This window comes from Streptomyces sp. NPDC046876, assembly GCF_040645035.1.
Classification (GTDB): domain Bacteria; phylum Actinomycetota; class Actinomycetes; order Streptomycetales; family Streptomycetaceae; genus Streptomyces.
On record NZ_JBEYXK010000102.1, the window covers coordinates 1 to 24598 of the forward strand.

General features: G+C 73.5%; 19 protein-coding genes. 7 read left to right on the forward strand and 12 right to left on the reverse strand.

What is annotated here, in order from left to right; genetic code table 11:
* Nucleotides 1–227 precede the first annotated feature (227 nt).
* Complete coding sequence (locus ABZ924_RS32280; RefSeq protein ID WP_361917779.1) at nt 228–1187, forward strand: hypothetical protein; 960 nt, start codon at nt 228–230, stop codon at nt 1185–1187.
* On the opposite strand, the gene ABZ924_RS32285 is transcribed toward ABZ924_RS32280, so the two are convergent.
* Entirely contained in the window at nt 1163–2065 is a 903-nt protein-coding gene (locus tag ABZ924_RS32285) for a pyridoxamine 5'-phosphate oxidase family protein (RefSeq protein ID WP_361917823.1), read from the reverse strand. The two genes, ABZ924_RS32280 and ABZ924_RS32285, sit on opposite strands and share 25 nt — an antisense overlap.
* Before the next feature lie 44 nt (nt 2066–2109).
* Nucleotides 2110–2568, reverse strand: a complete 459-nt coding sequence (locus ABZ924_RS32290) for a VOC family protein (protein WP_361917782.1) — start codon at nt 2566–2568, stop codon at nt 2110–2112.
* A gap of 147 nt (nt 2569–2715) precedes the next feature.
* On the opposite strand from ABZ924_RS32290, the gene ABZ924_RS32295 reads away from it, so the two are divergent.
* Both ABZ924_RS32295 and ABZ924_RS32300 read left to right on the forward strand, forming a co-directional pair.
* Nucleotides 2716–3282, forward strand: a complete 567-nt coding sequence (locus tag ABZ924_RS32295) for a CGNR zinc finger domain-containing protein (RefSeq protein ID WP_361917785.1) — start codon at nt 2716–2718, stop codon at nt 3280–3282.
* A gap of 275 nt (nt 3283–3557) precedes the next feature.
* Nucleotides 3558–6887: a S8 family serine peptidase gene (locus ABZ924_RS32300; protein WP_361917788.1), complete on the forward strand. Its 3330-nt coding sequence runs from the start codon at nt 3558–3560 to the stop codon at nt 6885–6887.
* A gap of 97 nt (nt 6888–6984) precedes the next feature.
* Here the strand turns inward: ABZ924_RS32300 and ABZ924_RS32305 are convergent, their stop codons facing one another.
* Nucleotides 6985–8469, reverse strand: coding sequence for a M28 family metallopeptidase (locus tag ABZ924_RS32305; RefSeq protein ID WP_361917826.1), 1485 nt, complete (start codon nt 8467–8469; stop codon nt 6985–6987).
* 262 nt (nt 8470–8731) lie between these two features.
* On the opposite strand from ABZ924_RS32305, the gene ABZ924_RS32310 reads away from it, so the two are divergent.
* A complete protein-coding gene (locus tag ABZ924_RS32310; RefSeq protein ID WP_361917791.1) occupies nt 8732–9760 on the forward strand; it encodes an aspartate-semialdehyde dehydrogenase in 1029 nt (342 codons plus the stop codon).
* Nucleotides 9761–9816: 56 nt separating this feature from the next.
* Here ABZ924_RS32310 and ABZ924_RS32315 read toward each other — a convergent pair whose 3' ends face one another.
* Nucleotides 9817–10164 carry a type II toxin-antitoxin system PemK/MazF family toxin gene (locus tag ABZ924_RS32315; RefSeq protein WP_361917794.1) on the reverse strand — a complete coding sequence of 116 codons (348 nt, stop codon included), beginning with the start codon at nt 10162–10164 and terminating at the stop codon, nt 9817–9819.
* On the reverse strand, nt 10151–10381 hold the full coding sequence (locus tag ABZ924_RS32320) for a ribbon-helix-helix domain-containing protein (protein ID WP_361917797.1): 231 nt from the start codon (nt 10379–10381) through the stop codon (nt 10151–10153). Before ABZ924_RS32320 ends, ABZ924_RS32315 begins: the two co-directional genes overlap by 14 nt.
* A 149-nt stretch (nt 10382–10530) precedes the next feature.
* Between ABZ924_RS32320 and pepN the strand changes: the two genes are divergently transcribed.
* Nucleotides 10531–13116, forward strand: coding sequence for an aminopeptidase N (gene pepN, locus ABZ924_RS32325; RefSeq protein WP_361917800.1), 2586 nt, complete (start codon nt 10531–10533; stop codon nt 13114–13116).
* Between the two features lie 221 nt (nt 13117–13337).
* Here pepN and ABZ924_RS32330 read toward each other — a convergent pair whose 3' ends face one another.
* The 4 genes from ABZ924_RS32330 to ABZ924_RS32345 all read right to left on the reverse strand — a co-directional run bounded on the left by ABZ924_RS32330 (nt 13338) and on the right by ABZ924_RS32345 (nt 17617).
* Nucleotides 13338–14246 (reverse strand): LysR family transcriptional regulator, encoded by a 909-nt coding sequence (locus tag ABZ924_RS32330; protein WP_361917802.1) that lies wholly within the window; start codon nt 14244–14246, stop codon nt 13338–13340.
* Between the two features lie 10 nt (nt 14247–14256).
* The gene (locus tag ABZ924_RS32335) at nt 14257–15183 is read right to left on the reverse strand and encodes a DMT family transporter (RefSeq protein ID WP_361917828.1); all 927 of its coding nucleotides are present in this window, start codon (nt 15181–15183) and stop codon (nt 14257–14259) included.
* A gap of 52 nt (nt 15184–15235) precedes the next feature.
* Complete coding sequence (locus ABZ924_RS32340) at nt 15236–16243, reverse strand: EamA family transporter (RefSeq protein WP_361917805.1); 1008 nt, start codon at nt 16241–16243, stop codon at nt 15236–15238.
* Between the two features lie 78 nt (nt 16244–16321).
* Nucleotides 16322–17617 (reverse strand): MFS transporter, encoded by a 1296-nt coding sequence (locus ABZ924_RS32345; RefSeq protein WP_361917808.1) that lies wholly within the window; start codon nt 17615–17617, stop codon nt 16322–16324.
* Nucleotides 17618–17719: 102 nt separating this feature from the next.
* On the opposite strand from ABZ924_RS32345, the gene ABZ924_RS32350 reads away from it, so the two are divergent.
* Nucleotides 17720–18214, forward strand: a complete 495-nt coding sequence (locus tag ABZ924_RS32350; protein ID WP_361917811.1) for a MarR family transcriptional regulator — start codon at nt 17720–17722, stop codon at nt 18212–18214.
* Between the two features lie 147 nt (nt 18215–18361).
* On the opposite strand, the gene ABZ924_RS32355 is transcribed toward ABZ924_RS32350, so the two are convergent.
* Genes ABZ924_RS32355 through ABZ924_RS32365 form a run of 3 tightly spaced genes read right to left on the reverse strand, consistent with a single transcriptional unit; the run spans nt 18362 to nt 21017 of the window.
* A complete protein-coding gene (locus ABZ924_RS32355) occupies nt 18362–18601 on the reverse strand; it encodes a hypothetical protein (protein WP_361917814.1) in 240 nt (79 codons plus the stop codon).
* Between the two features lie 20 nt (nt 18602–18621).
* Entirely contained in the window at nt 18622–20673 is a 2052-nt protein-coding gene (locus ABZ924_RS32360) for a 4-alpha-glucanotransferase (protein WP_361917817.1), read from the reverse strand.
* Between the two features lie 8 nt (nt 20674–20681).
* Nucleotides 20682–21017: a hypothetical protein gene (locus ABZ924_RS32365; protein WP_361917820.1), complete on the reverse strand. Its 336-nt coding sequence runs from the start codon at nt 21015–21017 to the stop codon at nt 20682–20684.
* Nucleotides 21018–21231: 214 nt separating this feature from the next.
* Here ABZ924_RS32365 and ABZ924_RS32370 point away from each other — a divergent pair, with 214 nt between their 5' ends.
* The gene (locus ABZ924_RS32370) at nt 21232–24252 is read left to right on the forward strand and encodes a beta-N-acetylglucosaminidase domain-containing protein (RefSeq protein WP_361917831.1); all 3021 of its coding nucleotides are present in this window, start codon (nt 21232–21234) and stop codon (nt 24250–24252) included.
* Nucleotides 24253–24598: the final 346 nt, after the last annotated feature.

Sequence of the window (24598 nt, forward strand, 5' to 3'; positions counted from 1 at the left end):
GTTTGAGCGCACCGGGCGCGAAGCGCCCGGAACGGGGCCGGGGCGGAGCCCCTGGTTTCGGGAAGGGGCGGGGAGGGGACTGCTCCGCGCAGCGGCAAGCGGCAGCGGCGAGGCGAACGGCGGTATCGGCCATCGAACGCCCGTACTTTAGCCCCGGCTTGTCCGGATTTGTCGACGGGACCGTAACAGCGGTTAGGGAGCCGCCCCCGGGCGGGAATCTCCGCGACATGAACCACAACGCACCCCTCCCCCTCGCCCACCTCGCCGACAGCCGCCCCCGCGTGCTGACCCTCGCGCAGCTCCGCGAGCACGGCGTCAGCCCCTCCGACGCCGCCGACCGCTCCTGGCAGGAGATCCTCCCGGGCGTCTTCCTCCTGCACCCCGGCGTCGCGACGACCGAGGAGCGGCTGCACGCCTCCCTGCTGTACGCGGCCCGCCGCGGCGGCGAGGCCATGATCACCGGGCTGGCGGCGCTCGCGCTGTACCGGTTCGCCTCGGCCCCCGCCCTGCTCTCCCTCCCGCAGATCGACGTGCTCGTCCCGAACACCCGCCGCCTGCGCTCCGTCGGCACGGTCCGGATCGTCCGTACGCACACCCCGCCCCGCCCCCTGGAGGTGACGGGGCTGCCCGTCGCCCCGGTGGCCCGGGCCCTGGCCGACGCGGTGGCCCAGCTCTCCGACGCCGGCACCGTGCGCCGCCTGCTCAGCGAGGCCGTCCGCGCCGGGCACTGCGAACCGGCCGCCGTCGTAAGGGAGCTGACGGTGGCCCGGCTGCTGAACCGGCCGCACGTCGTGGACGCCGTCGAGTCCCTCCTCGCCGAGGGGCGGGCCATCGCCGAAGACCGTCTGTACCAGCTGGTCCGCGGCTACGAGCTCCCCGAGCCGGTCTGGAACGTGGACCTGCGCCTGCCCGGCGGCCCGCACCTGGGCGGGGTGGACGCGTACTGGCCGGAGCAGGCCGTCGCCGTGGAGATCGACACCCGGGCGCCCCGGCAGGGCGAGGACGAGGAGTGGTCGGAGGCGGTGCGCAAGCGCGAGACGCTGGAGCGGCTCGGGGTGACCGTCCTGCACGTCACCCCGCGCAAGCTCCGCGACTGGCCCGAGCAGCAGGCCGCCGTCATCCGCACCGCCCTGACCGCCTCGGGCGACCGGGAGCCCGCCGCCTACCTGGTGGTGCTGCCGCGGTGAGAGGGCGGCGCCGGGTTCGCCGGCGAGTACTCCGGAGCGCTCCAGCGCAGCCGCCCGGGGTGCAGGGCCTCCACCGCGGACTCGATGCGGAAGCGGACGCTGCGGCTGCCGTCGGCGGCGAACTCCGTCCGGGCCCGGCCGCTGAGCTGGAGCACCGCGCCCGTCTCCCAGTGCGGGAACAGCAGCCCGGCCCGCGGGTCGGCGGCCAGGTTCCCCAGGGTGAGGAACATGGAGTTGCCCGGGTAGTCGGGCCAGGACAGCTCGGTCGGCGAGAGCACCTCCACGAATCCGGGCAGCCCGCCGCGGTGGCTGGCGTCCGTACCGTCCTCGGCGGTGGTCGCGACGAAGAAGGTGTCGGCGGCCCGGACGGCCCGCTGCTGGCCGGCGGTGAGCGCGTCCCCGCGCCGTACGACCCCGGGCCCCTCGGCGGCGAGGTCCAGCGGCTGCCGCTTCTGCAGGTACTTGGGGCAGTTGGCGAAGACCTGCTCGGCCGCCACCTCGAACCCGCCCGGGGCCGGCTCCAGGGTTCCGTTGAGCCGCATCCGGCGGCGGGTGCGCGGGTCGAGGGCGATGGTCCCGACGCGGGTGCCGGCGGTGGCGAGCGCCGCGGTGAGCGGGTCGCCGGCCGGGAGCCCGCCGGTCACCGCGATCCGGTCGGTGCCGGTGGCCCGGACGAAGCCGGGCGGGCCGGTGAGCAGTGAGGCCCACAGCCGCCCGGCCGCGTCGGCGGCGCCGACGACCAGGTGCGGCTGGCGGGCGAGGAAGTCGGCGGCGACGTCCTTGATGCCCGCGCCGATCGAGCGGCCGACGTGCTCGGCGAGCTCGCGTACGCCGACCCGTTCCTGCACGGCCAGCGAGCCCTGGTGGTAGCGGTCCACACGGTCCACGGTGACCTCCTGTCGGGGATGCGACGTACGAGGGTCTAGAAGAAGCCGCAGGTGGGAGCCCCTGCGGTGGGGGCGGAGGCGCCTTCGGCGCCCTTGGGTACGGAGATCTCCAGACGGGTGCCGTCGGGGTCGTGGAAGAAGATCCCGCCGGAGGCGGAGCCCTCTCTGTGGGCGACGACGCCGTCGTAGGCGAAGGCGACGCCGAGGTCGCGCAGCCGCGCCTCGTAGGCCTCGACCTCGTCGATCCTGCCGGCGGTGAACGCCAGGTGGTGCAGTCCGGCCGCGGTCGGCACGTACGCGCCCTCGGCCTGCTGCCAGAGGGTGAGGACGAGCTCGCCGTCCTGCCCGAGGAAGGCGAAGCGGCGGCCCTCCTCCGTGCCCTCGCCGAGCAGCTCGAAGCCCAGGGCGTCGCGGTAGAAGGCGAGCGAGCGGGTGAGGTCGGTGACGTTGAGGCCGACGTGGCCGGTGCGCAGCGTGCTGATGACAGCCGTCATGGCTGTCCCCCCTTCGGGTCCGGATGTGTTCTAACCGTCGAAATTCACGTTAGGGGTTAGAGGCGCGCCCGTCAACCGGACACGTACCCTTGAGGGGTTAGCAACGGCGGGCAAGGCGGTACGGACAGGGCGCGAAGGAGCAGCGAGATGGCGACCGAGGCGACGGATCCCCGCCCCCTGACCGGCGAGCCGATCGCGCTGGACCTGCTGAACACGCGCTGGATGCGCGAAGGCGAGCTCACCGACCTCTTCGCCGGCGCCTTCGGGCTGACCCGGATGGAGGGCCTCGCCGTCTGGCTGCGCAGCGTCGGGCTGGAGCGCCGCTTCCGCGCCGACGCGCCGACCCTGATCCACCTGCTGACCGCCCGCGAGGCCCTGGCCCGGGCGGTCGCCGACCCGGCCGACGACAGTGCGCGCGCCCTGGTGGACGCCGTGCTCGAGCACGGGCGCATCCGCGCGACCCTGACGGCTGAAGGCCCGGGCGAGCGGGCCGAGTTCGACGACCCGTCCTGGGGGCCCGCCTGGACGGCCGCCCGCAACTACCTGGAGCTGCTCGGCTCTTCGCCCGACCGGATCCACAAGTGCGCCTCGGAGACCTGCGTGCTGCACTTCCACGACACCTCGCGCAACGGCACGCGGCGCTGGTGCTCAATGGCCGTGTGCGGAAACCGGGCGAAGGCCTCGCGCCACTACGCGCGCACGCGCGAGCGCTGAGACGCCGAAAGTTGTCACACCCCGCCCCGCACGTGATCGACGGCTCACACGTGTCACAAGGCCGGTAAGTCGACAAATCAACTCGTCAGCCCCTGCGTTTCGCAGTGGTATGCCCTGATACGTCCCCGGTGGCGCACACAGCGACCTGGCGGGTGTCCGCCATGTCAGGTCTCGGTCAATGACAAGGCTCCCCAAACCCCTGTCACGTACGCAAAGCTGACCGGTCATCCGGCACCGAAATCCGGACCGTATCTTTCACTTATCCAGGGATGCTGATGACCTTCGAATCCCCCAGTTCGATATCCGGGGCCCGGCGCGTCGCACGCGTCGCGGCCGCGGCCGGTCTGGTGGCCGCTCTCGCGACCGCGGGCGCCGTGCCCGTGTTCGCGGCGACCGGCACCGGCACCGGTACGCCGGGCACCGGGCCGGCCGTCAAGTCCGCCGACCAGAAGCTCGGTTCGGCCGACGCCGAACTGCTGCAGGAGGCCAAGGCCAAGGGCGACGCGACCGTCACCGTCATGGTGGCCACCGCCCCCGGCCAGACCAAGCAGGTCGCGGACCAGCTCACCGCGGTCCAGGGCGCGTCGGTCGGCCAGACCAACGACAAGCTCGGCTACGTCCGCGCCACCCTGCCGACCGGCAAGGCCGAGGCCGCGCTGAAGGCGGCCGCCAAGCTGTCCTCCGTGCACGCCCTGGACCTCAAGCACGAGATCCAGCTCCCGGACCCGCGCCCCGACGCGGGCAAGGAGTCCGGCCAGGCGCAGAAGACCGCCGCCGAGAGCTACCCGGCGCCGGACAAGAACACCCCGGCGAAGAACCCGTACAACCCGTCCTTCGAGACCGGTGCGGTGGACTTCGTCGCGAAGAACCCGCAGGCCGACGGCCGCGGCGTGACCATCGGCATCCTGGACTCCGGCGTCGACATCGCCCACCCGGCGCTGCAGAAGACCACCACCGGCGAGCGCAAGATCGTCGACTGGGTCACCGCGACCGACCCGATCGCCGACAACGACGGCACGTGGCGCGCGCAGATCACCCCGGTCACCCCCTCCGGCGGCTCCTTCACCGCGGGCGGCCAGAGCTGGAAGGCGCCCGAGGGCAACTTCCAGTGGAGCCGCTTCAGCGAGTCGATCACCGCCACCGGTGACATGAAGGGCGACGTCAACCGCGACGGCGACACCACCGACAAGTTCGGCATGCTCTACGACCCGGCCGCCGGGACCGTCCGCGTCGACACCGACCAGGACAACGACTTCACGAACAACGAGCCGATGAAGCCGTACAAGGACGGCTTCCAGATCGGCTACTTCGGCACGGACAACCCGGCGACCGACGTCGTCGAGCGCATCCCGTTCACGATCCAGATCCGCAAGGACGTCCCGATGGACCCGCTCGGCGGGGACTGGGTCGGCAAGAAGGCCGACTTCGTCAACATCGGCATCATCGAGTCCGAGCACGGCACGCACGTCGCCGGCATCACCGCCGCCAACAGCCTCTTCGGCGGCAAGATGAACGGCGAGGCGCCCGGCGCGAAGATCGTCTCCTCGCGCGCCTGCTCCTGGTCGGGCGGCTGCACCAACATCGCGCTGACCGAGGGCATGATCGACCTCGTCGTCAACCGCGGCGTGGACATCGTCAACATGTCCATCGGCGGCCTGCCGGCGCTGAACGACGGCAACAACGCCCGCGCCGAGCTCTACAAGAACCTCATCGACACCTACGGCGTCCAGCTCGTCATCTCGGCGGGCAACGAGGGCCCGGGCGTCAACACCATCGGCGACCCCGGCCTCGCGGACAAGGTCATCTCCGTGGGTGCCGCCGTCTCCAAGGAGACGTGGGCCGCCAACTACGGCTCCGGCGTGACCAAGAAGTACAACATGTTCCCGTTCTCCTCGCGCGGTCCGCGTGAGGACGGCGGCTTCACGCCGACCATCACCGCCCCCGGCGCGGCCATCAACACCACGCAGACCTGGCTGCCCGGCTCGCCGGTGAAGGAGGCGGGCTACGCCCTGCCGGCCGGCTACTCGATGCTCCAGGGCACCTCGATGTCCTCGCCGCAGGCGGCGGGCGCCGGCGCCCTGCTGATCTCGGCCGCCAAGCAGCAGAACATCAAGCTGACCCCGGCGAGCCTGCGCGTGGCGCTCACCAGCACCGCCAAGAAGATCGAGGACGTCCCGGCGCACGCCCAGGGCGCCGGCCTGATCGACGTGAACGGCGCGTGGGAGTCCATCCAGCGCGGCGCCAAGGCCAACGAGTTCACCGTCAAGGCGCCGGTCGACACCGCGATCGACCAGTTCCTGAAGACCCCGGGCTTCGGCACCGGCATCTACGACCGCGAGGGCGGCCTCAAGGTCGGCCAGAAGAAGGTCTACGACGTCGTCGTCACCCGCACCACCGGCGTCAAGTACGGTACCCGCCACAACCTGAGCTGGCGCAACAACGACGGCACCTTCAAGGTCGTCGGCGGCTACGACTACGTCACCCTGCCGCTGAACAAGCCCGTCACCATCAAGGTCGAGGCGAACGCCAAGACGGCCGGCGTGCACAGCGGCATCCTGCAGCTGGACGACGAGACCACCGAGGGCATCGACAAGCAGATCCTGTCGACCGTCGTCGTCTCCACCCCGCTGGCGAAGCCGTCGTTCACCCTGTCGGACACCTCGTCCGTGCAGCGCAACAGCCACAAGTCGTACTTCGTCACCGTGCCGCAGGGCGCGAAGTCCCTCGAGGTCGCCCTCGGCGGTCTCGCGGCGGGCAGCCAGACGCGCTTCATCTCGATCCACCCGTACGGCGTGGGCGTCGAGGACAGCGCCACCACCCAGTGCTACCCGAACTACGACAACCCGGCCAACAAGTGCCGCCCCGACCTGCGCTCGTACGAGAACCCGACGCCGGGCGTCTGGGAGATCGAGGTCGAGTCGCGCCGCACGTCGCCGCTGCTCGACAACCCGTTCAAGCTGGACGTCTCCGTCCTCGGCGCGGGCTTCGACCCGGCGGTCAAGGTCCTGCCCGAGGTCAAGCAGGGCACCCCGGCCCCGGTCCAGTGGACCGTGAAGAACGACGGCGCGGCCATCTCCGGCGGCAAGCTCCAGGGCGGCCCGCTCGGCTCCGCGAAGGTCGCCAAGCCGACCATCGCCAACGGCGAGACCCAGACGACCACCGTCACCATCGGTGAGGGCGTCTCCCGCCTGGACGTGGCGATCGGCGGTGTCTCCGACACCGGTGCGGACCTCGACCTCACCGTCCTCAAGGACGGCGTGAAGGTGGGCTCCTCCGCCGACGGCGACTCCGAGGAGGCCGTGACCCTGCTCAACCCGGCCGCCGGCACGTACACCATCGAGGTGGCCGGCTACGCGGTTCCGTCCGGCTCCACCACGTACAACTACCGCGACGTGTACTTCTCCTCGACCCTGGGCTCCGTCCAGGTCGACGAGGCCGCCGCGGTGAACCTCGCCAACGGCGCCTCGGCGGCGGTGGCGGCCAACGTCGTGGCGAACAGCGCGGCTCCCGAGGGCCGGCAGTTCTTCGGCGAGATCAAGCTGCTCAACGGCCGCGGCACCGCCGCCGGCACCGGCAGCGTGCAGATCGAGAAGGTCACCCCGTAACACGGTGGCTGCAAGACCGCGTGAATGCATGACCGCATGACCGCATGACGAAGGGGCGGGCGCCGTCGGGCGCCCGCCCCTTCCGCGTGCCGCGGCCCTACTTCCCGAGCGGGCTCAGGTCCTGGGCGTAGGTGCCCACCGCGTGCGCGATGACGTCCAGGTTGGTGTCGAAGGCCTTGAGGTCGAGGTTCTTCAGGGTGTCGCCGGCCCCGTGGTAGTTCGGGTCGTACGGGGCCCCGGCCGTGCCGCCGTACCGCTTGGCCTGCTCGGCGGTCTTGATGCCCTCGGCGCCGGTGAAGGTGCCGCCTGCCGGGATGCCGTTCTCGATGAACGGGCCGTAGTCGGAGCGGCCGTCGAAGTCGCTGCCCTCGTGCGGTGCGCCCCTGCGGTCGAGGAAGCCGTTGATCAGCGCCTCGATCTGCGCCGAGCCGGCCGGGCCGGCGCCCGCCCCGGTCCGGTCCGAGTCGTCGCCGTCGTAGACGAACTGCACCGGGTTCGGCGAGGCGATCATGTCGAAGTTCAGGTAGAGCGCGATGTCCTTCTTCTGCTGCGCGGACAGCTGCGCCACGTAGTGCTCCGAGCCCAGCAGGCCCAGCTCCTCCGCGGACCACCAGGCGAAGCGGACCTTGTTCGCGGGCTGCTTCCCCTTGCCCTTCGTCTCCTCGGCGAGCTTGAGGGCCACCTCCAGCAGGCCGGCCGAGCCGGAGCCGTTGTCGTTGATGCCCGGGCCCTCCTTGACCGAGTCCAGGTGGGCGCCGACCGTGACGACCCGGTCGGCGCGGCCGCCGCGGGTCTCGGCGATCACGTTGCGGGTGGGGTGCTTGACGTGCTCCTGGTCGAGCTCCAGACGCACCTGCACCTCGCCCTTGCCGACGGCCTCCGTCAGCGCCTGCCCGTCGGCGAGGGTGATGCCCGCGCTCGGGATGATCCCGTTCGCGGGGGTGGAGAACCCGCCGCGCACCGGGGTGGTACCGCTGTGGTTGTAGACGATCAGCCCGACGGCTCCGGCCTGGGCGGCCGCCCGCTGCTTGTCCACGAAGGTGCAGGCGCCCCGCTTGACCAGGGCGATCTTCCCGGCGAAGGCGCCGGCCGGATAGTCGGCGGCGTCGCAGCCCGGGGTCTCGTCGACCCGGGCGAGGGCGATCGGGGCGGTCAGGCCGCCGGCCGGGGTGGAGGGGGTGTAGGTGAAGGCGGCGGTGGCGAGCTCGCGCGGCTGGTCGCCGAGGACGGTGGTCTTCTCGGTCTCCGTGCGCGCCTCGTAGATGTCGAAGTCCTGGTACGAGACCTGATAGCCGGCCTTCTCCAGGGTGTCGTGGACGTAGGCGGCGGAGGCGGCGTGGCCGGGCGAGCCGGCGACGCGGGTGCCGCCGCTCGCATCGGCGATCTGCTGGAACCTCTCCAGGTGGCGGTAGGCGCCCCGCGCGGTGACGTCCTTCACCAGCTCCTTGGCGAGCCGGCCCTCGTGCGGGCGGGCGGCCGCCGGGGCCGCGGTGGCGGTCAGCAGGGCGGGTGCCAGGACGGCGGCGGCAGCGAGGGCGGCGAGGGCCGGTATGGACCGGCGGCGGCGATGGCCGTGGCGGATGGCGCGCACGATGATTCTCCCCGAGTTCGAAGTGCGGAATGCCTGCCCGGATAGCGGACGGCGGCAGAACGGACCGTAACCGGCCTCGACCAGGCAAAAGGGGTGTTCAGGCAAGCCGCAACGCGCCCGCCACGGATTCGTCACAGGGGTTCACAATCGGAAGCGGGTCCGCTCCTCGGACAATGGATTGGACAAGCCTCGTGGGGTCGAACGCATGATGGCTTCACGCGCGCCCGCGTCGTACGCACCAGAAGGAGTCACCGTGAGGGTTGGAATCGTCGGAGCCACCGGCCAGGTCGGCGGAGTCATGCGGAGCATCCTCGCCGAGCGCAAGTTCCCGGTGGACGAGCTGCGGCTGTTCGCCTCCGCCCGTTCCGCCGGCTCCACCCTGGAGTGGGAGGGCAAGGAGATCACCGTCGAGGACGCCGCGACGGCCGACTACACCGGCCTGGACATCGTGCTGTTCTCCGCGGGCGGCGCCACCTCCAAGGCCCTCGCCGAGAAGGTCGCCTCCCAGGGCGCCGTCGTGATCGACAACTCCTCCGCCTGGCGCCGCGACCCCGAGGTCCCCCTCGTGGTCTCCGAGGTCAACGCCCACGCGATCAAGGACCGCCCCAAGGGCATCATCGCCAACCCGAACTGCACCACCATGGCCGCCATGCCCGTGCTGCGCCCGCTGCACGAGGAGGCCGGGCTCCTCTCCATGGTCGCCACCACCTACCAGGCCGTCTCCGGCTCGGGTCTGGCCGGTGTCGCCGAGCTGCGCACCCAGGCCTGCGCGGTCGCCGAGCAGGCCGACCAGCTCGCCTTCGACGGCGAGGCCGTCGAGTTCCCCGAGCCCGGCGTCTACAAGCGCCCGATCGCCTTCAACGTGCTGCCGCTGGCCGGCTCGCTCGTCGACGACGGCTCCTTCGAGACCGACGAGGAGCAGAAGCTCCGCAACGAGTCCCGCAAGATCCTGGAGATCCCGGAGCTGAAGGTCTCCGGCACCTGCGTGCGCGTCCCGGTCTTCTCGGGCCACTCCCTCCAGGTCAACGCCCGCTTCGCCCGCCCGATCAGCGTGGAGCGCGCGTACGAGCTGCTGAAGGACGCCCCGGGCGTGGAGCTGTCGGAGATCCCGACCCCCCTGCAGGCGGCCGGCAAGGACGCCTCGTACGTGGGCCGCATCCGCGTGGACGAGACGGTGGAGCACGGCTTGGCGCTGTTCCTCTCCAACGACAACCTGCGCAAGGGCGCGGCCCTGAACGCGGTCCAGATCGCCGAGCTGGTCGCCGAGGAGCTCCGCGGCTGAGCCCTGCTTCCACGGCTGAGGGGCGGCACCGTCACGGTGCTGCCCCTCAGTTGCGTCTAGAGCACCAGGTGGCGCCGCAGCACCGCGTCGATCTCCGCCATTCGCTGGCGGGGGACCGTGCCGACGCGATGAAGGAATCGCTCGGACGCCATTGCCCTCACCTGCTCGCACTGCACCTTGGAGTCCTTCACCAGACCGCATTCGACAGCGGGCAGGAGCACCTGGAACGGGTAAACCCGAGAGGTGTTCGATGTGAGGGGCACGACGGTGATGACACCACGCCCCATCCGCATGACCGCCGCGTTGGCCCCGTCGTTCGACACGATGACCGAGGGGCGCGCCTTGTTGGCCTCGCTTCCACGAACGGGCTCGTAGTCGACGAGATAGATGTCACCGCGCTTCATCGGTCAGCCCATCCCCAGAGAAACGGTCCCAGAACGCGGCGTCCTCGCTCGCATCCCACTCGGCGAACGCAGCCGCGTAGTCGTCCTCCAGCTGCGAAGCCCGCAGCATCTCGATCGCGGCATGTATCACCGCGGACCGGGAGTCCGCTGCCGTCGCGGCGGCGTACTCGTCTACGAATTCCACGTCCTCCTGCGGCAAGCTCACGCTGATCTTCATACCTGAATCCTACCGAAGTAGGAACACTCGCGCCACTGTGGTGTCAAGCGCGCGCCCTATGATCCGTTCGCCCTCGGATTACACCGGCGCGGCGGCCCGGCCCCCGTGCAAGGATGGCCGGGAACGTCACCATCGAAGGAGATGAACGCGTGCCTGGCACGAATCTGACCCGTGAAGAGGCTCGGCAGCGGGCGCAGCTGCTGACCGTCGACTCCTACGAGATCGACCTCGACCTGAGCGGGGCGCAGGAGGGCGGTACGTACCCCTCCGTGACCACCGTGCGCTTCCGGTCCGCCGAGGCGGACGCGGAGACCTTCATCGACCTGGTCGCGCCGGCCGTGCACGAGGTCGTCCTGAACGGCACCTCCCTGGACGTGGCCGCGGTGTTCCGGGACTCGCGCATCGCGCTGGCGGGCCTGCAGGCCGGGGCCAACGAGCTGAAGGTCGTCGCGGACTGCGCCTACACCAACACCGGCGAGGGCCTGCACCGCTTCGTCGACCCGGTCGACCAGCAGGCCTACCTGTACACCCAGTTCGAGGTGCCGGACGCGCGGCGGGTCTTCGCCAGCTTCGAGCAGCCCGACCTGAAGGCGACGTTCCGGTTCACCGTGACGGCCCCCGAGGGCTGGACGGTCGTCTCGAACTCCCCGACGCCGGAGCCGGCCGAGGTCAAGGACAACGTCTGGCGCTTCGCGCCGACCCCGCGCATCTCGACGTACATCACCGCGCTGATCGTCGGCCCGTACCACTCGGTGCACAGCACCTACGAGGGCAAGGACGGACAGGTCGTACCGCTCGGCATCTACTGCCGGCCCTCCCTCGCCGAGTTCCTCGACGCCGAGGCGATCTTCGACGTGACGCGGCAGGGCTTCGACTGGTTCCAGGAGAAGTTCGCGTACGACTACCCGTTCGCCAAGTACGACCAGCTGTTCGTGCCGGAGTTCAACGCGGGCGCGATGGAGAACGCGGGCGCGGTCACCATCCGCGACCAGTACGTCTTCCGCTCGAAGGTGACGGACGCGGCGTACGAGACCCGCGCCGAGACGATCCTCCACGAGCTCGCGCACATGTGGTTCGGCGACCTGGTCACCATGGAGTGGTGGAACGACCTGTGGCTGAACGAGTCGTTCGCGACGTACACCTCGATCGCCTGCCAGGCCTACGCCGAGGGCACGAAGTGGCCGCACGCGTGGACCACGTTCGCCAACTCGATGAAGACCTGGGCGTACCGGCAGGACCAGCTGCCGTCCACGCACCCGATCATGGCGGACATCCGTGACCTGGACGACGTCCTGGTCAACTTCGACGGCATCACGTACGCCAAGGGCGCCTCGGTGCTCAAGCAGCTCGTCGCCTACGTCGGCATGGACGCCTTCTTCAAGGGCGTGCAGGCGTACTTCAAGGCGCACGCGTTCGGCAACACGCGCCTGTCGGACCTGCTGGGCGCCCTGGAGGAGACCTCGGGCCGCGACCTGACCGCCTGGTCGAAGGCGTGGCTGGAGACCGCCGGCATCAACGTGCTGCGCCCGCGGATCGAGACCGGCGCCGACGGCGTCATCACCGCGTTCGCGGTCGCCCAGGAGGCCCCGGCGCTGCCGGCGGGCGCCCAGGGCGAGCCGACGCTGCGCCCGCACCGCATCGCGATCGGCCTGTACGACCTCGCCGGCGGCCGCCTGGTGCGCACGGACCGGATCGAGCTGGACATCGACGGCGAGCTGACGGCGGTGCCGGAGCTGGTCGGCCGGACCCGCCCGGCGGTCGTGCTGCTGAACGACGACGACCTGTCGTACGCCAAGGTCCGCCTGGACGAGGTCTCGCTGGCCAACGTCACCGCGCACCTGGGCGACTTCACCGAGTCGCTGCCGCGCGCGCTGTGCTGGGCGTCGGCCTGGGACATGACCCGCGACGGCGAGCTGGCCACCCGCGACTACCTCTCCCTCGTCCTGTCGGGCATCGGCAAGGAGTCCGACATCGGCGTCGTCCAGTCGCTGCACCGCCAGGTGAAGCTGGCCGTGGACCTGTACGCCGACCCGGCGTGGCGCGAGCAGGGCCTGGCGACCTGGACCGAGGCCACCCTGGAGCACCTGCGCGGCGCCGAGCCGGGCAGCGACCACCAGCTGGCGTGGGCCCGCGCCTTCGCGGCGACCGCCCGCACCGACTCCCAGCTGACCTACCTGGCGGCGCTGCTGGACGGCTCGGCCGAGGTCGAGGGCCTGGTCGTGGACACGGAGCTGCGCTGGGCTTTCCTGGAGCGCCTGGCCGCGACCGGCCGCGCGGACGAGGCGGCGATCGCCGCCGAGCTGGAGCGCGACCGGACGGCGGCGGGCGAGCGCCACGCGGCCACGGCGCGGGCGGCGCGCCCGACGGCCGAGGCGAAGGCCGAGGCCTGGGCCTCGGTGGTGGAGTCCGCGGACCTGCCGAACGCGGTGCAGGAGGCCGTGATCGGCGGCTTCGTCCAGACCGACCAGCGCGAGCTGCTGGCTCCGTACACGGAGAAGTACTTCGCGGTGGTCAAGGACATCTGGGAGAGCCGCAGCCACGAGATCGCCCAGCAGATCGCGGTCGGCTTCTACCCCTCGCTGCAGGTCTCCGAGGAGACGCTGGCCGCGACGGACGCCTGGCTGGCCTCGGCCGAGCCGAACGCGGCCCTGCGCCGCCTCGTCTCGGAGTCCCGCTCGGGCGTCGAGCGCGCCCTGAAGGCCCAGGCCGCGGACGCCGCCGCCGGCCGCGCCTGACGCACACCGCCCCGCGGGGCCCGGTGCCCGCCCGGAAGGGCGCGCCCGGGCCCCGCGGGCGTTTTTCGCGCCTGCCGCCGCGGGCCCGGGCGACTCCCGGGCGTTCGAGCGGGGGTCACCCCGGACGGTGTCCGGGGGGGAGGGTCCGGGCGGAGCCCGGGATACGGAGAAGGGGCCGGGGCGGGGAGAGGCTCCGCGCAGCGGCATCGGCCCGGACCCGCCTACGGCCCGACGCGGTCGGCGGCAACCCTTCGCAGCGCCGCGAGGACGTGGGCGACGGCGGGAGCCGATTCGGCGCCGCGGCGGGTGGCCGCGATGACGTGCCGGGTGGGGCGGTCGTGGGCCAGGACGCGGACGGCGACGCCGGAGGCGCGGCTCGAGACCATGCGCGGGACGAGGGCCACGCCCATGCCCGCCTCGACCATGGCGAGGATCGCGGTCCAGCCGGCGGCGGCGTGGGCCTGTTCGGGGACGAAGCCCGCCGCCTCGCAGGCGCTGCGGGCGATCTCCTGCCAGGGGCCGCTGCCCCCGTAGATCCACGGGTCGCCGGACAGGTCCGCCAGCCGCAGCTCCGGCTCCCCGGCCAGCGGATGGTCCGGGGGCAGGGCCACGTCGAGGGGGTCCTCGAGCAGCACCATCCGGCTGAAGCGGGCGTCGCGTGCGGTCGGGGCGTGGGCCGCCAGGGACAGGGCCAGGTCGACCATCCCGGCGGAGAGCAGCTCGTAGGACTCGGCGGCCTCGGTCTCCCGGACCCGTACCTCCACCTGCGGGTGGGTCCGGCGCAGGGCCAGGGCCGCGGGGACGACCAGCACCGGCACGGCGGTGGAGAAGGCCCCGATCCGCACCTCCCCGGCGTCCCCGGCCAGGTATCCGGCGAGCTCGGCGTCCGCCCGCTCCAGCTGGGCGAACACCGCGTCGGCGTGCCGCAGGACGAGGTGCGCGGCGTCCGTGAGGCGGACGCGGCGGCCGTGCGCCTCCAGCAGGACGACGCCCAGCTGCCGGGCCAGGTTGGTCAGCTGCTGCGAAACGGCCGAGGGCGTCATGTGCAGCGCCTCGGCCGTGGCGGTCACGGTGCCCCGTTCGGCGAGGGTCCGCAGGATCCGCAGCTTCTTGATGTCCCACTCGGTCATGGGGCCGAACCTACCGCCGGGCCCCCAGGCCCACGCCGCCCAGGATCAGCGCCATGCACAGCAGCTGGGCGGTGCCGGTGCGCTCGCCGAGGAGCAGCAGGCCGAGTCCGGCGACGCAGACCGGCTGGAGGTAGTAGACGACTCCGGCGCGGGCCGCGCCGATCAGCGAGACGGCCTTGTTCCAGGCGAAGAAGGCGACCGCGGAGGACATGACGCCGACGTAGAGCAGCATGCCCGCGGTGCCCGGCGTGGCCTCGAACCCGCCCTGGAGGTGCAGGGAGAGGGCGTACGCGGGGGCCAGCATCAGCGCGCCGAGCACGAAGGTGGTCAGCAGGAAGGCCAGGCCGCCGAGTTCGGCGGGCTTGCGCTTGAGCAGGGCGCTGTACGTGGCGAAGCACAGGGCGGCGGCGAACATCCACAGGTCGCCGGCGCCGAAGTCGAAGCCGATCGAGCCGTCGCCGACGAGCAGCAGCACCCCGAAGGCGGCGGTCAGCAGGCCCAGGGTGCGCCGGACGCCGAGGCGTTCGCCGCCGAGGCGGGCGTACAGCGCCATGACCACCGGGGAGGCGGCCATGATCATGCCCATGTTGGAGGCGGAGGTGGTCAGTCCGGCCTGGTGCACCAGCGTGTTGTACAGGGCCACCCCGAACAGCGAGGCGAGGGCGGTGTAGCCGAGGTGGCGGCGGATCAGCGCCCGCTGCCGCCAGGCCTGGCGGGCGGCGAACGGGGCGACCGCGACGGCGGCGATGACCCACCGCCAGAAGACGGCCTGCACGGGCGGGACGCTGTCGGCCATGCCCCGGGTGGCGACGAAGCTGCCCGACCAGACCACCGTGGCGACCAGGGCGAGGAGGACGCCGAGTCCGGTGGCGGCCCCCTTCTTCGCGCCGGTGTCGGTGGTGCCGGTGTGGTGGGCGGCGGTGCGGACCCGGTCCATGACGGCCACGGTGTGTCTCCCCCTCGGGGCTGGATGTTCGGCTGGGACGTCCCTACCGTCGCAGCCCCTTATACATCAGGTCCAGCGAAATGTTTCGATCGGTCTTTTCAGAAGAACTGAACGATTGGCGGCCGGTGCCGGACGCCGGTGCGGGCGCGGCGGGCGCAGTGGGCTCGGCGGACACGGCGGGCGCGGCGGGCGCGGCGGCCTTGGCGGCGAACAGCTGCCCGGTGACGGTGGCTCCGAACGCGATCGCCATGCCCAGGAGCTGGACGGGCGTCAGGTCCTGCCCCAGGGCGGCCCAGCCGATGACGGCGGCGGTCAGGGGGGAGAGCGGGCCGAGCAGGGTGACCGAGGTGGCGCTGAGCTTGCCGATGCCTCGGAACCAGAGCCAGTACGCGATCCCGGTGTTGATCAGCATCATGTAGCCGTAGCCGAGCAGGGCGTTGCCGTCGAGCGCGGGCGGCGCCCCTTCGACGAGGGCCGCGACCGGGATGATGACGAGCCCGCCGGCGGTGAGCTGCCAGCCGGTCACGGCCAGCGGGCCGACGCCCTCGGGCCGCCCCCAGCGCTTGGTCATGACGGTGCCCGCGGCCATGGAGGCGGAGGAGACGAGCCCGGCGGCGATGCCGACGGCGTCCAGCCGGGCCTGGGCGGTGAGGACGACCATGCTCACGCCGAGCGCGGCGGTGACGGAGGCCAGGACGGTCCGCAGCCGCGCCCGCTCCCCGAGCAGGAGGGCGGCGAGCCCGACGACGAACAGCGGTCCGGCGGAGCCGAGGACGGCGGCGACACCGCCGGGCAGCCGGTAGGCGGAGAGGAACAGCAGCGGGAAGAAGGCGCCGATGTTGAGCGTGCCGAGGACCGCGGACTTCCACCACCACCTGCCGGTGGGCAGGGTCCGGGAGAGGGCGGTGAGCAGCAGCCCGGCGGGCAGTGCCCGCATCACGCCGGTGAACAGCGGCCGGTCGGGCGGCAGCAGTTCGGTGGCGACGGCGTAGGTGGTGCCCCAGGAGACGGGGGCGAGGGCGGTCAGGGCGACGGTGGCCAGGCGCTTCATGGCGGGTGACTCCTCGGGAAGAGCGGTGAGGAACGGTGGAGAGGGTCAGGGCGTACGGGCCGCTCGGGCGGCGACCGGTCAGGCGGCGGCCGGGCTGTGCGGGGCGACCGCCCGGGCGCCGGCCGCAGCCGCGGCCACGACGGCGGCGGGCGGCTCGGCGTGCACGGCCTCGGCGGGCAGGTGCCGCTCGAGGCGGAGCAGGGCGAGGGCGGCGCCGGCCGCGGCGAGGGCGAGGACGACCCAGGGCAGGCGGCCGTCGACGGACAGCAGGGAGGTGAAGAGGGAGGGGGCGAGGGCGGTGGCCAGCGAGTAGGAGAGCTGGTAGGTCGCCAGGTAGCGGCCGCGGACGGCTTCGGGGGCGGCGGAGACGGACAGGGCGCCGCCGGAGGGGCTGTGCACCAGCTCGCCGAGGGTGTAGACGACGACGATGGCCAGCAGGGCCACCAGGGTGGCGGTCTGTCCGGGCCGGACGGTGCCGAGGACGATCTGCGCGACGAAGGCGGCGGCGAAGAGCAGCGAGCCGAGGGCCGCGGAGCGGGTCCGGCGGGCTCCGGAGCGGCGGACCCGGCCGGCGACGAGGACGCCGATCCCGGCGCACAGGACGGTGTTGACGGTGAACGCGGCGCCGGTGACGGAGTCGGGGCCGTGCAGCCAGGTCGCGATGTAGAGCGGGAAGAGCACGGACAGGGCCGAGTACCCGAGCGCGGTCAGGAAGTTGGCGGCGGTCAGCCCGAGGAAGGGCCGGTCGCGCAGCACCATCCGGTACCCGGCCTGCGTCCGCGCCGCACCGGCCGGCTGCTCCCCGCCCACCGTGCGGACCCGCGCGACGAGCAGCCCGGCGAGGGCGAAGGCGAGCGCGTTGCCCCAGGCGGTGTACGTGAACGCGCCGGTCCCCCACAGCCCCAGCACCCCGGAGACGAGTAGGGCGCCCGCGCCCATCCCGGCGTTCTGCAGGGCCCGCAGGGAGGCCTGGAGCCGGTCGCGGGCGGAGCCGCGCGCCACCTCGCCGATCAGGGACTGCTGGACCACCGGGAACGACCTGTCGGCGAGGGCGGTGACCAGCGCGACCGCGGCGAAGGCGGGCAGCGAGTGGGCCAGCGGGTAGAGCGCGAAGCCGAGGGCGCGGAGCCCGTAGAGCAGGAGGTTGACCCGCTTGGCGCCGAAGCGGTCGACGGCCGAGCCGGCCAGCGGCATGGCGGCGAGCCCGGCGAGGCCGGTCACGGTCAGGACCAGGCCGACGAGGGAGAAGGAGAGGCCGGTGACCTGGTGGAAGAAGACGAGGGAGAAGGGCACGTACATGCCGATCCCGATCGCGCTGATGCCGATGCCGACGAGCAGCGGCCGCTCGCCCTGCACCCGGTCCTGACCTTTCATGACGCCCCCCAAGTAGGTTGATAGCAAGTAGCTTACTCGTAAGCTACTTTTCGTCAAGCAACTTTCTTGCGAACGATCGAGGGGAATCGGGATACTGCCGCCATGAACGAGGCCAACAAGGACGCCGTCGACGCGATCGTCGACCAGTGGGCCGCCGTGCGGCCCGACCTGGACACCGCCCCCATGGAGCTCTTCGGGCGCATCTACCGGATCGCCAAGGCCATGGGCGACGCCATGGAGAAGGCCTACGCCCGGTACGGGATCTCACGCGGCGAGTTCGACGTCGTGGCCACGCTGCGGCGTTCGGGCGAGCCGTACACGCTCTCGCCCCGCCAGCTGTCGGCCACCCTGATGCTCACCACCGGCGGCATGACCGGACGCCTCGACAAGCTGGAGAAGGCCGGGCTGCTGTGCCGCAAGCCCGACCCGCACGACCGGCGGGGACTGCAGGTCACCATCACCGACCGCGGCCTCGCCCTCATCGACGAGGCGGTCACGGCCGGGCTCGAGGTGCAGCGGGCGGCGCTGACCGGGCTGAGCCAGGAGGAGGTCGCCGTCCTGTCGCGCCTGCTCCGCAAGCTGCTGGCCGCCGTATAGGGACGTGCGCACGGGTGCGGGAGCACGACGGGGCGCCGGAGGTCCGCCCCACGGCCGATGGCATCGGCCCGCGGACCTCCGGCGCCCCGGAAGTCATGTGAGAGGTACTGAGAAACGCCGGAGCGGTGCTGCCGCCCCGGCGGAGGATCAGCCCTGCTTCTGCTGCTTGCGCGACTTGTCGCCGGCCATCACGAGACCCGCGATGACCAGGAAGATCACGACCGGCAGGACCACGTACAGGCCGATCGTCGCGCCGGCGCCAATGCCCTGGCCCGGGTCGTCGCCGTCGTCGCGGGTCACCGCGAGCGCGGGAGACGTCATCAGCAGCATCATCAGCGCAGATCCGGCCGTGACGGCCGCGGCGCGCAGAGCGTTCTTCTTGTCCACGGTGCAAACGTAGCGAACACCTAAACGGGGCGCGCGCCCGGGGGTGCCGTACGGGGATGCGCCCCCTCCCGTACCGCGCTCAGCAGGGCGTTCGCCCGCGGCGAGGCCTTCAGCGCTTCCAGGGTCAGTGGCCGGCCCGCCGCGTCCGCGAGCGGGAGCCGCCAGTTGGGGTACTGGTCCCAGGTCCCCGGCAGGTTCTGCGGCCGGCGGTCCCCCACCGTGTCCGGCAGCCATACGCCGACCAGCCGGGCCGGGGTGCGCAGCAGGAAGCCGTACAGGGCGGCCACGGCGGCCTCCTCGCCCTTGGTGTCGAACCCGAGCCCCGCCAGCACGTCCAGCCACTCGGCGGTGTCGGCGGCGTCCTCGGCGCTCTCCTGCCCGAGCGGGCGGGTCAGCAGGCCCAGCCGGTCGCGCAGCTCCACGTGGGAGCCCGCCAGTTTGGCCGCGGTGGGCGGCAGGTCGTGGGTGGTGGCCGTGGCCAGGCAGTCGGCCCGCCAGCGGGCGGGGGCCAGCGGCCGGCCGTCGCCCGCCCAGTCCCGCTCGAACCACAGCACGGAGGTGCCCAGCACCCCGCGCCGGGCGAGCGCCTGACGCACTCTCGGCTCCACCGTGCCGAGGTCCTCGCCGATGACGAGGGCGCCGGCCCGGTGCGCCTCGAGGACCAGGACGGCCAGCATCGCCTCGCCGTCGTACGCGACGTACGCGCCCTCGGCGGGCGGGACCCCCTCCGGGATCCACCACAGCCGGAACAGGCCCATCACGTGGTCGATGCGCAGGGCCCCGGCGTAGCGGAACACCCCGCGCAGCAGCGCCCGGAAGGGGGCGTACCCGGTGGCCGCGAGCCGGTCGGGCCGCCACGGGGGCAGGCTCCAGTCCTGGCCGCGGGCGTTGAACGCGTCGGGCGGGGCGCCGGTGCTGACGCCCGGCGCGTACAGGTGCGGCCCGAAGAGGGCCGAGCCCTGCGGGTGCACTCCGACGGCGAGGTCGTGCACGATGCCGACGCTCATGCCGGCCCCGCGTGCGGCCTCCTGGGCGGCGGCGAGCTGGCCGACGGTCAGCCAGACCAGCCAGCGGTGGAAGTCGGCGCGCCCCTTGGGGTCCTCCCCGGCGTGTCCGGCGCACCAGACGGCGTGCACGTCCAGCTCCGCACCCTGCTCCGCGCAGAACTCCCGGTAGGCCGCCTCCCGTTCCGGGGTGCGCGGGACGGCGTACAGCAGGTCCAGGGCGGCCCGCTTGAGCTCCCAGACGGCGTCCCGGTCGATCAGGGCGCCCTTCTCCAGCACCGCGCGGCGCAGCTCGGCGCCGCGGGAGGCGAGGTCGGCGAGGGCTTCGGCGTCGGGGCAGTGGGCGTACTCGGGGACGTCCTCGATCCGCAGGTGGACGGGGTCGGGGAAGCGGCGGGTGGACGGCCGGTACGGGGAGGGGTCGGTCGGCGCCCCCGGCACGGCGGCGTGCAGCGGGTTGACCTGGATGAAGCCGGCGCCGTGGGTGCGGCCGGCCCAGCGGGCGAGGTCGGCGAGGTCGCCGAGGTCGCCCATGCCCCAGGAGCGCTCCGACAGCAGGGAGTACAGCTGGACGAGCAGCCCGTGGGCCCGCTCGGGGGCCGCCGGGGCGCGCTCGGGGGCCACGATCAGCGTGGCGGTGCCGGTGCGGCCGTCGGGGGTGCGGGCGTGCAGCGTGTGGACGCCGAGCGGCGGGACGGTGTGCGGGTCCCAGTCGGCGGGCTCGGTCCGGACCTGCGGATCCGGGAGATCGGCGGCGCCCGACGGACCGGAGTCCGTCATCTCCTCGGGCTCCAGCCGCAGTCGCGTGCCCGGCGGGAGCGCGGCCAGTGCGGCGGGGGGCGCCGAGGAGGCCCACTGGACGAGGACCGGCGGAAGCAGGCGCTCCGCGGCGGCCGCCTCCGCCCCGGCCAGCTCGGCCCGCACGTCGTCCGGGGTGTCGGTGCACACCCCCAGCTGCCCGAGCACCGCGGCGACCGTCGCCCGCGGGACCGGGACGGTGACCCCCTCGGCGGGCTCGTAGGTGGTGGCGACGCCGTGCAGGGCCGCGAGCCGGGCCAGTTCGTCCATGTGTGTCCCTAGTGTCCCTGTGTCTGGTCGCCTGCGGCGGCCGCCGCGGCGGAGGGGGTGGGCTCGCTCGTCAGCGGGGGCCCGTCGGCGAGCGGCGGCTCGCTGGTCAGCGGCGCGTGCGCCGACCCGGCGAGCGGGGGCTCGCTGGTCAGCGGCCCTTCGGCGGGCCCGGCCTGAGCGGGCAGGTGGGCGAGGAGCGGGGTGCGGTCGGTGCGGTCGGTGCGGTCGGTGTGGTCGGGGCGAGCGGTGCGGTCGGGGCGAGCGGTGCGGTCGGTGTGGGCGGTGCGGGCGGTGCGGTCGGTGCGGGCGTTCACTGCGGTGTCCACTGCGGCGTCGGCTTCCACGGGGGTGCCACTCCTTTGTCCGTACGGGGTATGAGGGTGGGTCAGTGACCATGGAACACCGCCGGTCGACATCGCAGCCATACCCAGCACACCGCCCGGCATTCCTGGCGGTTCCGGGTCAGAACACCCGCCCGCATTGACACTCCGGCCGCACGGGTGGTGGGCTCGGGCTCATTCGTACGAGCGGGTGACACCTCGGCACGAGGGAGGCTTGGTGCAGCTCAGGGGCAGGAAGTTGGCCACGGCTGCGGCCGCTGCCGTGATCGGGACGCTGCTGAGCGGATCGTCGGTGGTCTCCGGGCCTCCGGGGGCCTTCGCCGGCGCGAGCGCGCCGGACCCGGCCGGCGGGCCCGGCCCGGCGGCCCCCGGCGCCGCGGGAGCCGCCGGTGCCGCTGCGGCTCCCCTGCTCGATCCCGGGGCGGTCGTGCAGCGGACCGCCGCCGAGGGCCCCGCCGTGTGGCCGCGCCCGCAGTCCATGGCCGCCGACGCGGCCCGCGAGGTCCCGCTGGGCGAGCAGGCCGTGCTCGTCGCGGCCCCGGACGCCGACCCGTACGCGGTCGGACTGGTCCGCACCGCCCTGCGCGCCGCCGGCGTACGGACCCTGCACGAGCCGGCGCCCGGTGCGCCGCTGCCCGAACACGGCACCGTCGTACGGCTCCAGGGGCCCGGTGCCGAGGAGGCGCTGCGCGCGCTCGGCGCCACCGCGGCCGGGGACCTGCCGAACGGCGGCTACCGGCTGGCCGTCGGCAAGGCCGCCGGCCGGGACACGGTCGCGCTGGCCGGCACCGGCGAGGACGGGCTGTTCCACGGCGCGCAGACGCTGCGCCAGCTGCTGGCCGCGGGCGCGGGGAAGGTCCCCGGGGTGCTCGTACGGGACTGGCCGACCGCGCCGGTGCGCGGGATCACCGAGGGGTTCTACGGGCAGCCGTGGACGCAGGAGCAGCGGCTCGCCCAGCTGGACTTCATGGGCCGCACCAAGCAGAACCGGCTGCTCCTCGCGCCCGGCAACGACCCGTACCGCACCACCGAATGGCGCGCGGAGTACCCGCAGGAGCAGCAGCAGGAGTTCCGGGCGCTGGCCGACCGGGCCCGCGCCAACCGGGTCGTGCTGGCCTGGGCCGTGGCGCCGGGGCAGTCGATGTGCCTGGCCTCGGCGGACGACCGGGCGGCGCTCGCGCGCAAGCTCGACGCGATGTGGGACCTGGGCTTCCGGGCGTTCCAGGTGCAGTTCCAGGACGTCAGCTACTCGGAGTGGGGCTGCCGCGCGGACCGCGTGCGGTACGGGAAGGGGCCGGCGGCCGCCGCCAAGGCGCACGCCGAGGTCGCGGGCGAACTGGCCGCCCACCTCGCCGAGCGGCATCCGGGCGCGGCCCCGCTGTCGCTGCTGCCGACCGAGTACCACCAGAACGGCGCGACCAAGTACCGCACGGCGCTGGCCGAACGGCTGGACGGGCGGGTGGAGGTGGCCTGGACGGGCGTGGGCGTCGTGCCCCGCACCATCACCGGCAGGGAACTGGCCGGGGCGCGGGGCGCCTTCGGTCAGCACCGGCTCGTCACGATGGACAACTACCCGGTCAACGACTGGGACCCGGGCCGGATCTTCCTCGGCCCCTACACCGGTCGGGAACCGGCGGTCGCCGGCGGCTCGGCGGCCCTGCTCGCCAACGCGATGCCGCAGGCCGAGCTGTCGCGGATCCCGCTGTTCACCGCCGCCGACTTCGCCTGGAACCCGGGCGGCTACCGGGCTGGCGACTCCTGGGCGGCGGCCGTCGCCGAACTGGCCGGGCCGGACCAGGCCACGCGCAGGTCCCTGGCCGCGCTGGCCGGGAACACGGCCTCGTCCGGGCTGGCCCAGCAGGAGTCCGGGTACCTGCGGCCGCTGATGGAGGAGTTCTGGCAGCGGCGGGCCGCGGGGGACGCGGGCGCCGGGGAGCGGCTGCGGGCCGCGTTCACGGCCATGCGGGAGGCGCCCGAACGGCTGGCGGGGATGTCCGGTGTCTCCGACGAGGCCGGGCCGTGGCTGGCACGGCTGTCTGCGTACGGGACGGCCGGCGAGCTGGCGGTGGACCTGCTGCGCGCCCAGACCCGCGGGGACGGGGCGGCGGCCTGGCGGAGCGCCCAGGCCCTGGCCGGGGCCCGCCGGGCGCTGGCGGCGCCGGGCGGCTCGGCGCGGGTGGACGCCTCCGTGCTGGACCCCTTCCTCGCCAGGGCCGTCGCCGAGGCCGACGCGTGGACGGGCGCGGCTCGGCAGGCGGGCACCGTCACGCACGACGCGGGCGCCTGGACGGTGCAGCTGGGCGCGGTGCGTCCGCTGTCGGCGGTGACCGTGATGACGGACCCGCTGCCGGCCGGGGCGCGGGGCGCGGCGGTGGAGGCCCACGTGCCGGGCGAGGGCTGGCGGAAGGTGGCCGACGCGTCCCCGTCCGGCTGGACCCAGGCCGACGTCGGCGGTCTCGCCGCGGACGCGGTCCGGCTGTCGTGGGCCGGGGAGGCGCCGACCGTGCACCAGGTGGTGGCGTGGCCGGCGGACGGGCCGGAGGCGGCCTTCGAACTGCCGGAGTCGGTGGACGTGGAGATCGGCGGGGCCGCGAAGACGGTCACGGGGGAGGTGTCGGCGCTGCGGCCCGGCGAGGTACGGGGGCCGCTGGCCGCAACCGCGCCGGCCGGGGTCGAGGTGCGGCTGCCGGCCGAGGTGCGGGCGCCGCGGGGGACGCGGGTGGCGGTGCCGGTGTCGGTGGCGGTGCCGGCGGGCACTGCGGCCGGCAGCTATCGCGTACCGGTGGTGTTCGCCGGGCAGACGCGGACGCTGACGGTGCGGGCCGTACCGAAGACGGGCGGGCCGGACCTGTTGCGCTCGGCGCGGGCCTCGTCCTCCGGGGACGAGACGTCGGCCTTCCCCGCCTCGGCGGCCGTCGACGGCTCGGCCACGACCCGGTGGTCGTCCCCGCCGGTGGACGGCGCCTGGTGGCAGGCGGAGCTGGCCGCTCCGGCGCGGCTCGGGCTGCTGGTGCTGCACTGGCAGGAGGCGTACCCGTCCGTGTACCGCGTGGAGACCTCCGCGGACGGTGTGACGTGGCACCGCGCGGCCACGGTTCCGTCCTCGCGCGGCGGCGTGGAATCCGTCCGCCTGGACGGCTCGGCCCCGGCCCGCTACCTCCGCATCACCTGCGAGCGCCGAGCGACCCGCTATGGCTGCAGCCTCTTCTCTGCGGAGGCCTACGCGGTGGTCCCCTAACCCCGCCCGGCGCCGCCCGCACCCCTGTGCAGGGGGCCGTCCCTCCCGATCCCCTGGCCGGGGGTCCCCCTGCCGCCCACGGCTCCGCGCCGCCTCAAACGCCGGCGAGGCTGAGGATGGCCCCCTGACCCCGGAGCCGGGCCACGGCCCACAGCTCCGCGCCGCCTCAAACGCCGGCGAGGCTGAGGGTGGTGCCCAGGCCCCGGGGTCGGGCCACCGCCCGCGGCTTCGGGGCGCCTCAAGCGCCGGCGGGGCTGGGGGTGCCCTGGGGCGGGGTCGGTTGGGTGGGCGGGTGGGGCGCGGCCACTCCGGAGGTTCGTCTCGGCTCGCGGATCCTGGCCGCAGC

What these genes read in the sequence shown, in the direction of transcription:
- ABZ924_RS32350 (WP_361917811.1), top strand. Translation starts at nt 17,720, where the DNA reads ATGAACGAGGCCAACAAGGACGCCGTCGACGCGATCGTCGACCAGTGG.
- ABZ924_RS32360 (WP_361917817.1), bottom strand. Translation starts at nt 20,673, where the DNA reads ATGGACGAACTGGCCCGGCTCGCGGCCCTGCACGGCGTCGCCACCACC.
- ABZ924_RS32320 (WP_361917797.1), bottom strand. Translation starts at nt 10,381, where the DNA reads ATGAAGATCAGCGTGAGCTTGCCGCAGGAGGACGTGGAATTCGTAGAC.
- ABZ924_RS32280 (WP_361917779.1), top strand. Translation starts at nt 228, where the DNA reads ATGAACCACAACGCACCCCTCCCCCTCGCCCACCTCGCCGACAGCCGC.
- ABZ924_RS32335 (WP_361917828.1), bottom strand. Translation starts at nt 15,183, where the DNA reads ATGGACCGGGTCCGCACCGCCGCCCACCACACCGGCACCACCGACACC.
- ABZ924_RS32345 (WP_361917808.1), bottom strand. Translation starts at nt 17,617, where the DNA reads ATGAAAGGTCAGGACCGGGTGCAGGGCGAGCGGCCGCTGCTCGTCGGC.
- ABZ924_RS32330 (WP_361917802.1), bottom strand. Translation starts at nt 14,246, where the DNA reads ATGACCGAGTGGGACATCAAGAAGCTGCGGATCCTGCGGACCCTCGCC.
- ABZ924_RS32340 (WP_361917805.1), bottom strand. Translation starts at nt 16,243, where the DNA reads ATGAAGCGCCTGGCCACCGTCGCCCTGACCGCCCTCGCCCCCGTCTCC.
- ABZ924_RS32295 (WP_361917785.1), top strand. Translation starts at nt 2,716, where the DNA reads ATGGCGACCGAGGCGACGGATCCCCGCCCCCTGACCGGCGAGCCGATC.
- ABZ924_RS32300 (WP_361917788.1), top strand. Translation starts at nt 3,558, where the DNA reads ATGACCTTCGAATCCCCCAGTTCGATATCCGGGGCCCGGCGCGTCGCA.
- ABZ924_RS32290 (WP_361917782.1), bottom strand. Translation starts at nt 2,568, where the DNA reads ATGACGGCTGTCATCAGCACGCTGCGCACCGGCCACGTCGGCCTCAAC.
- ABZ924_RS32315 (WP_361917794.1), bottom strand. Translation starts at nt 10,164, where the DNA reads ATGAAGCGCGGTGACATCTATCTCGTCGACTACGAGCCCGTTCGTGGA.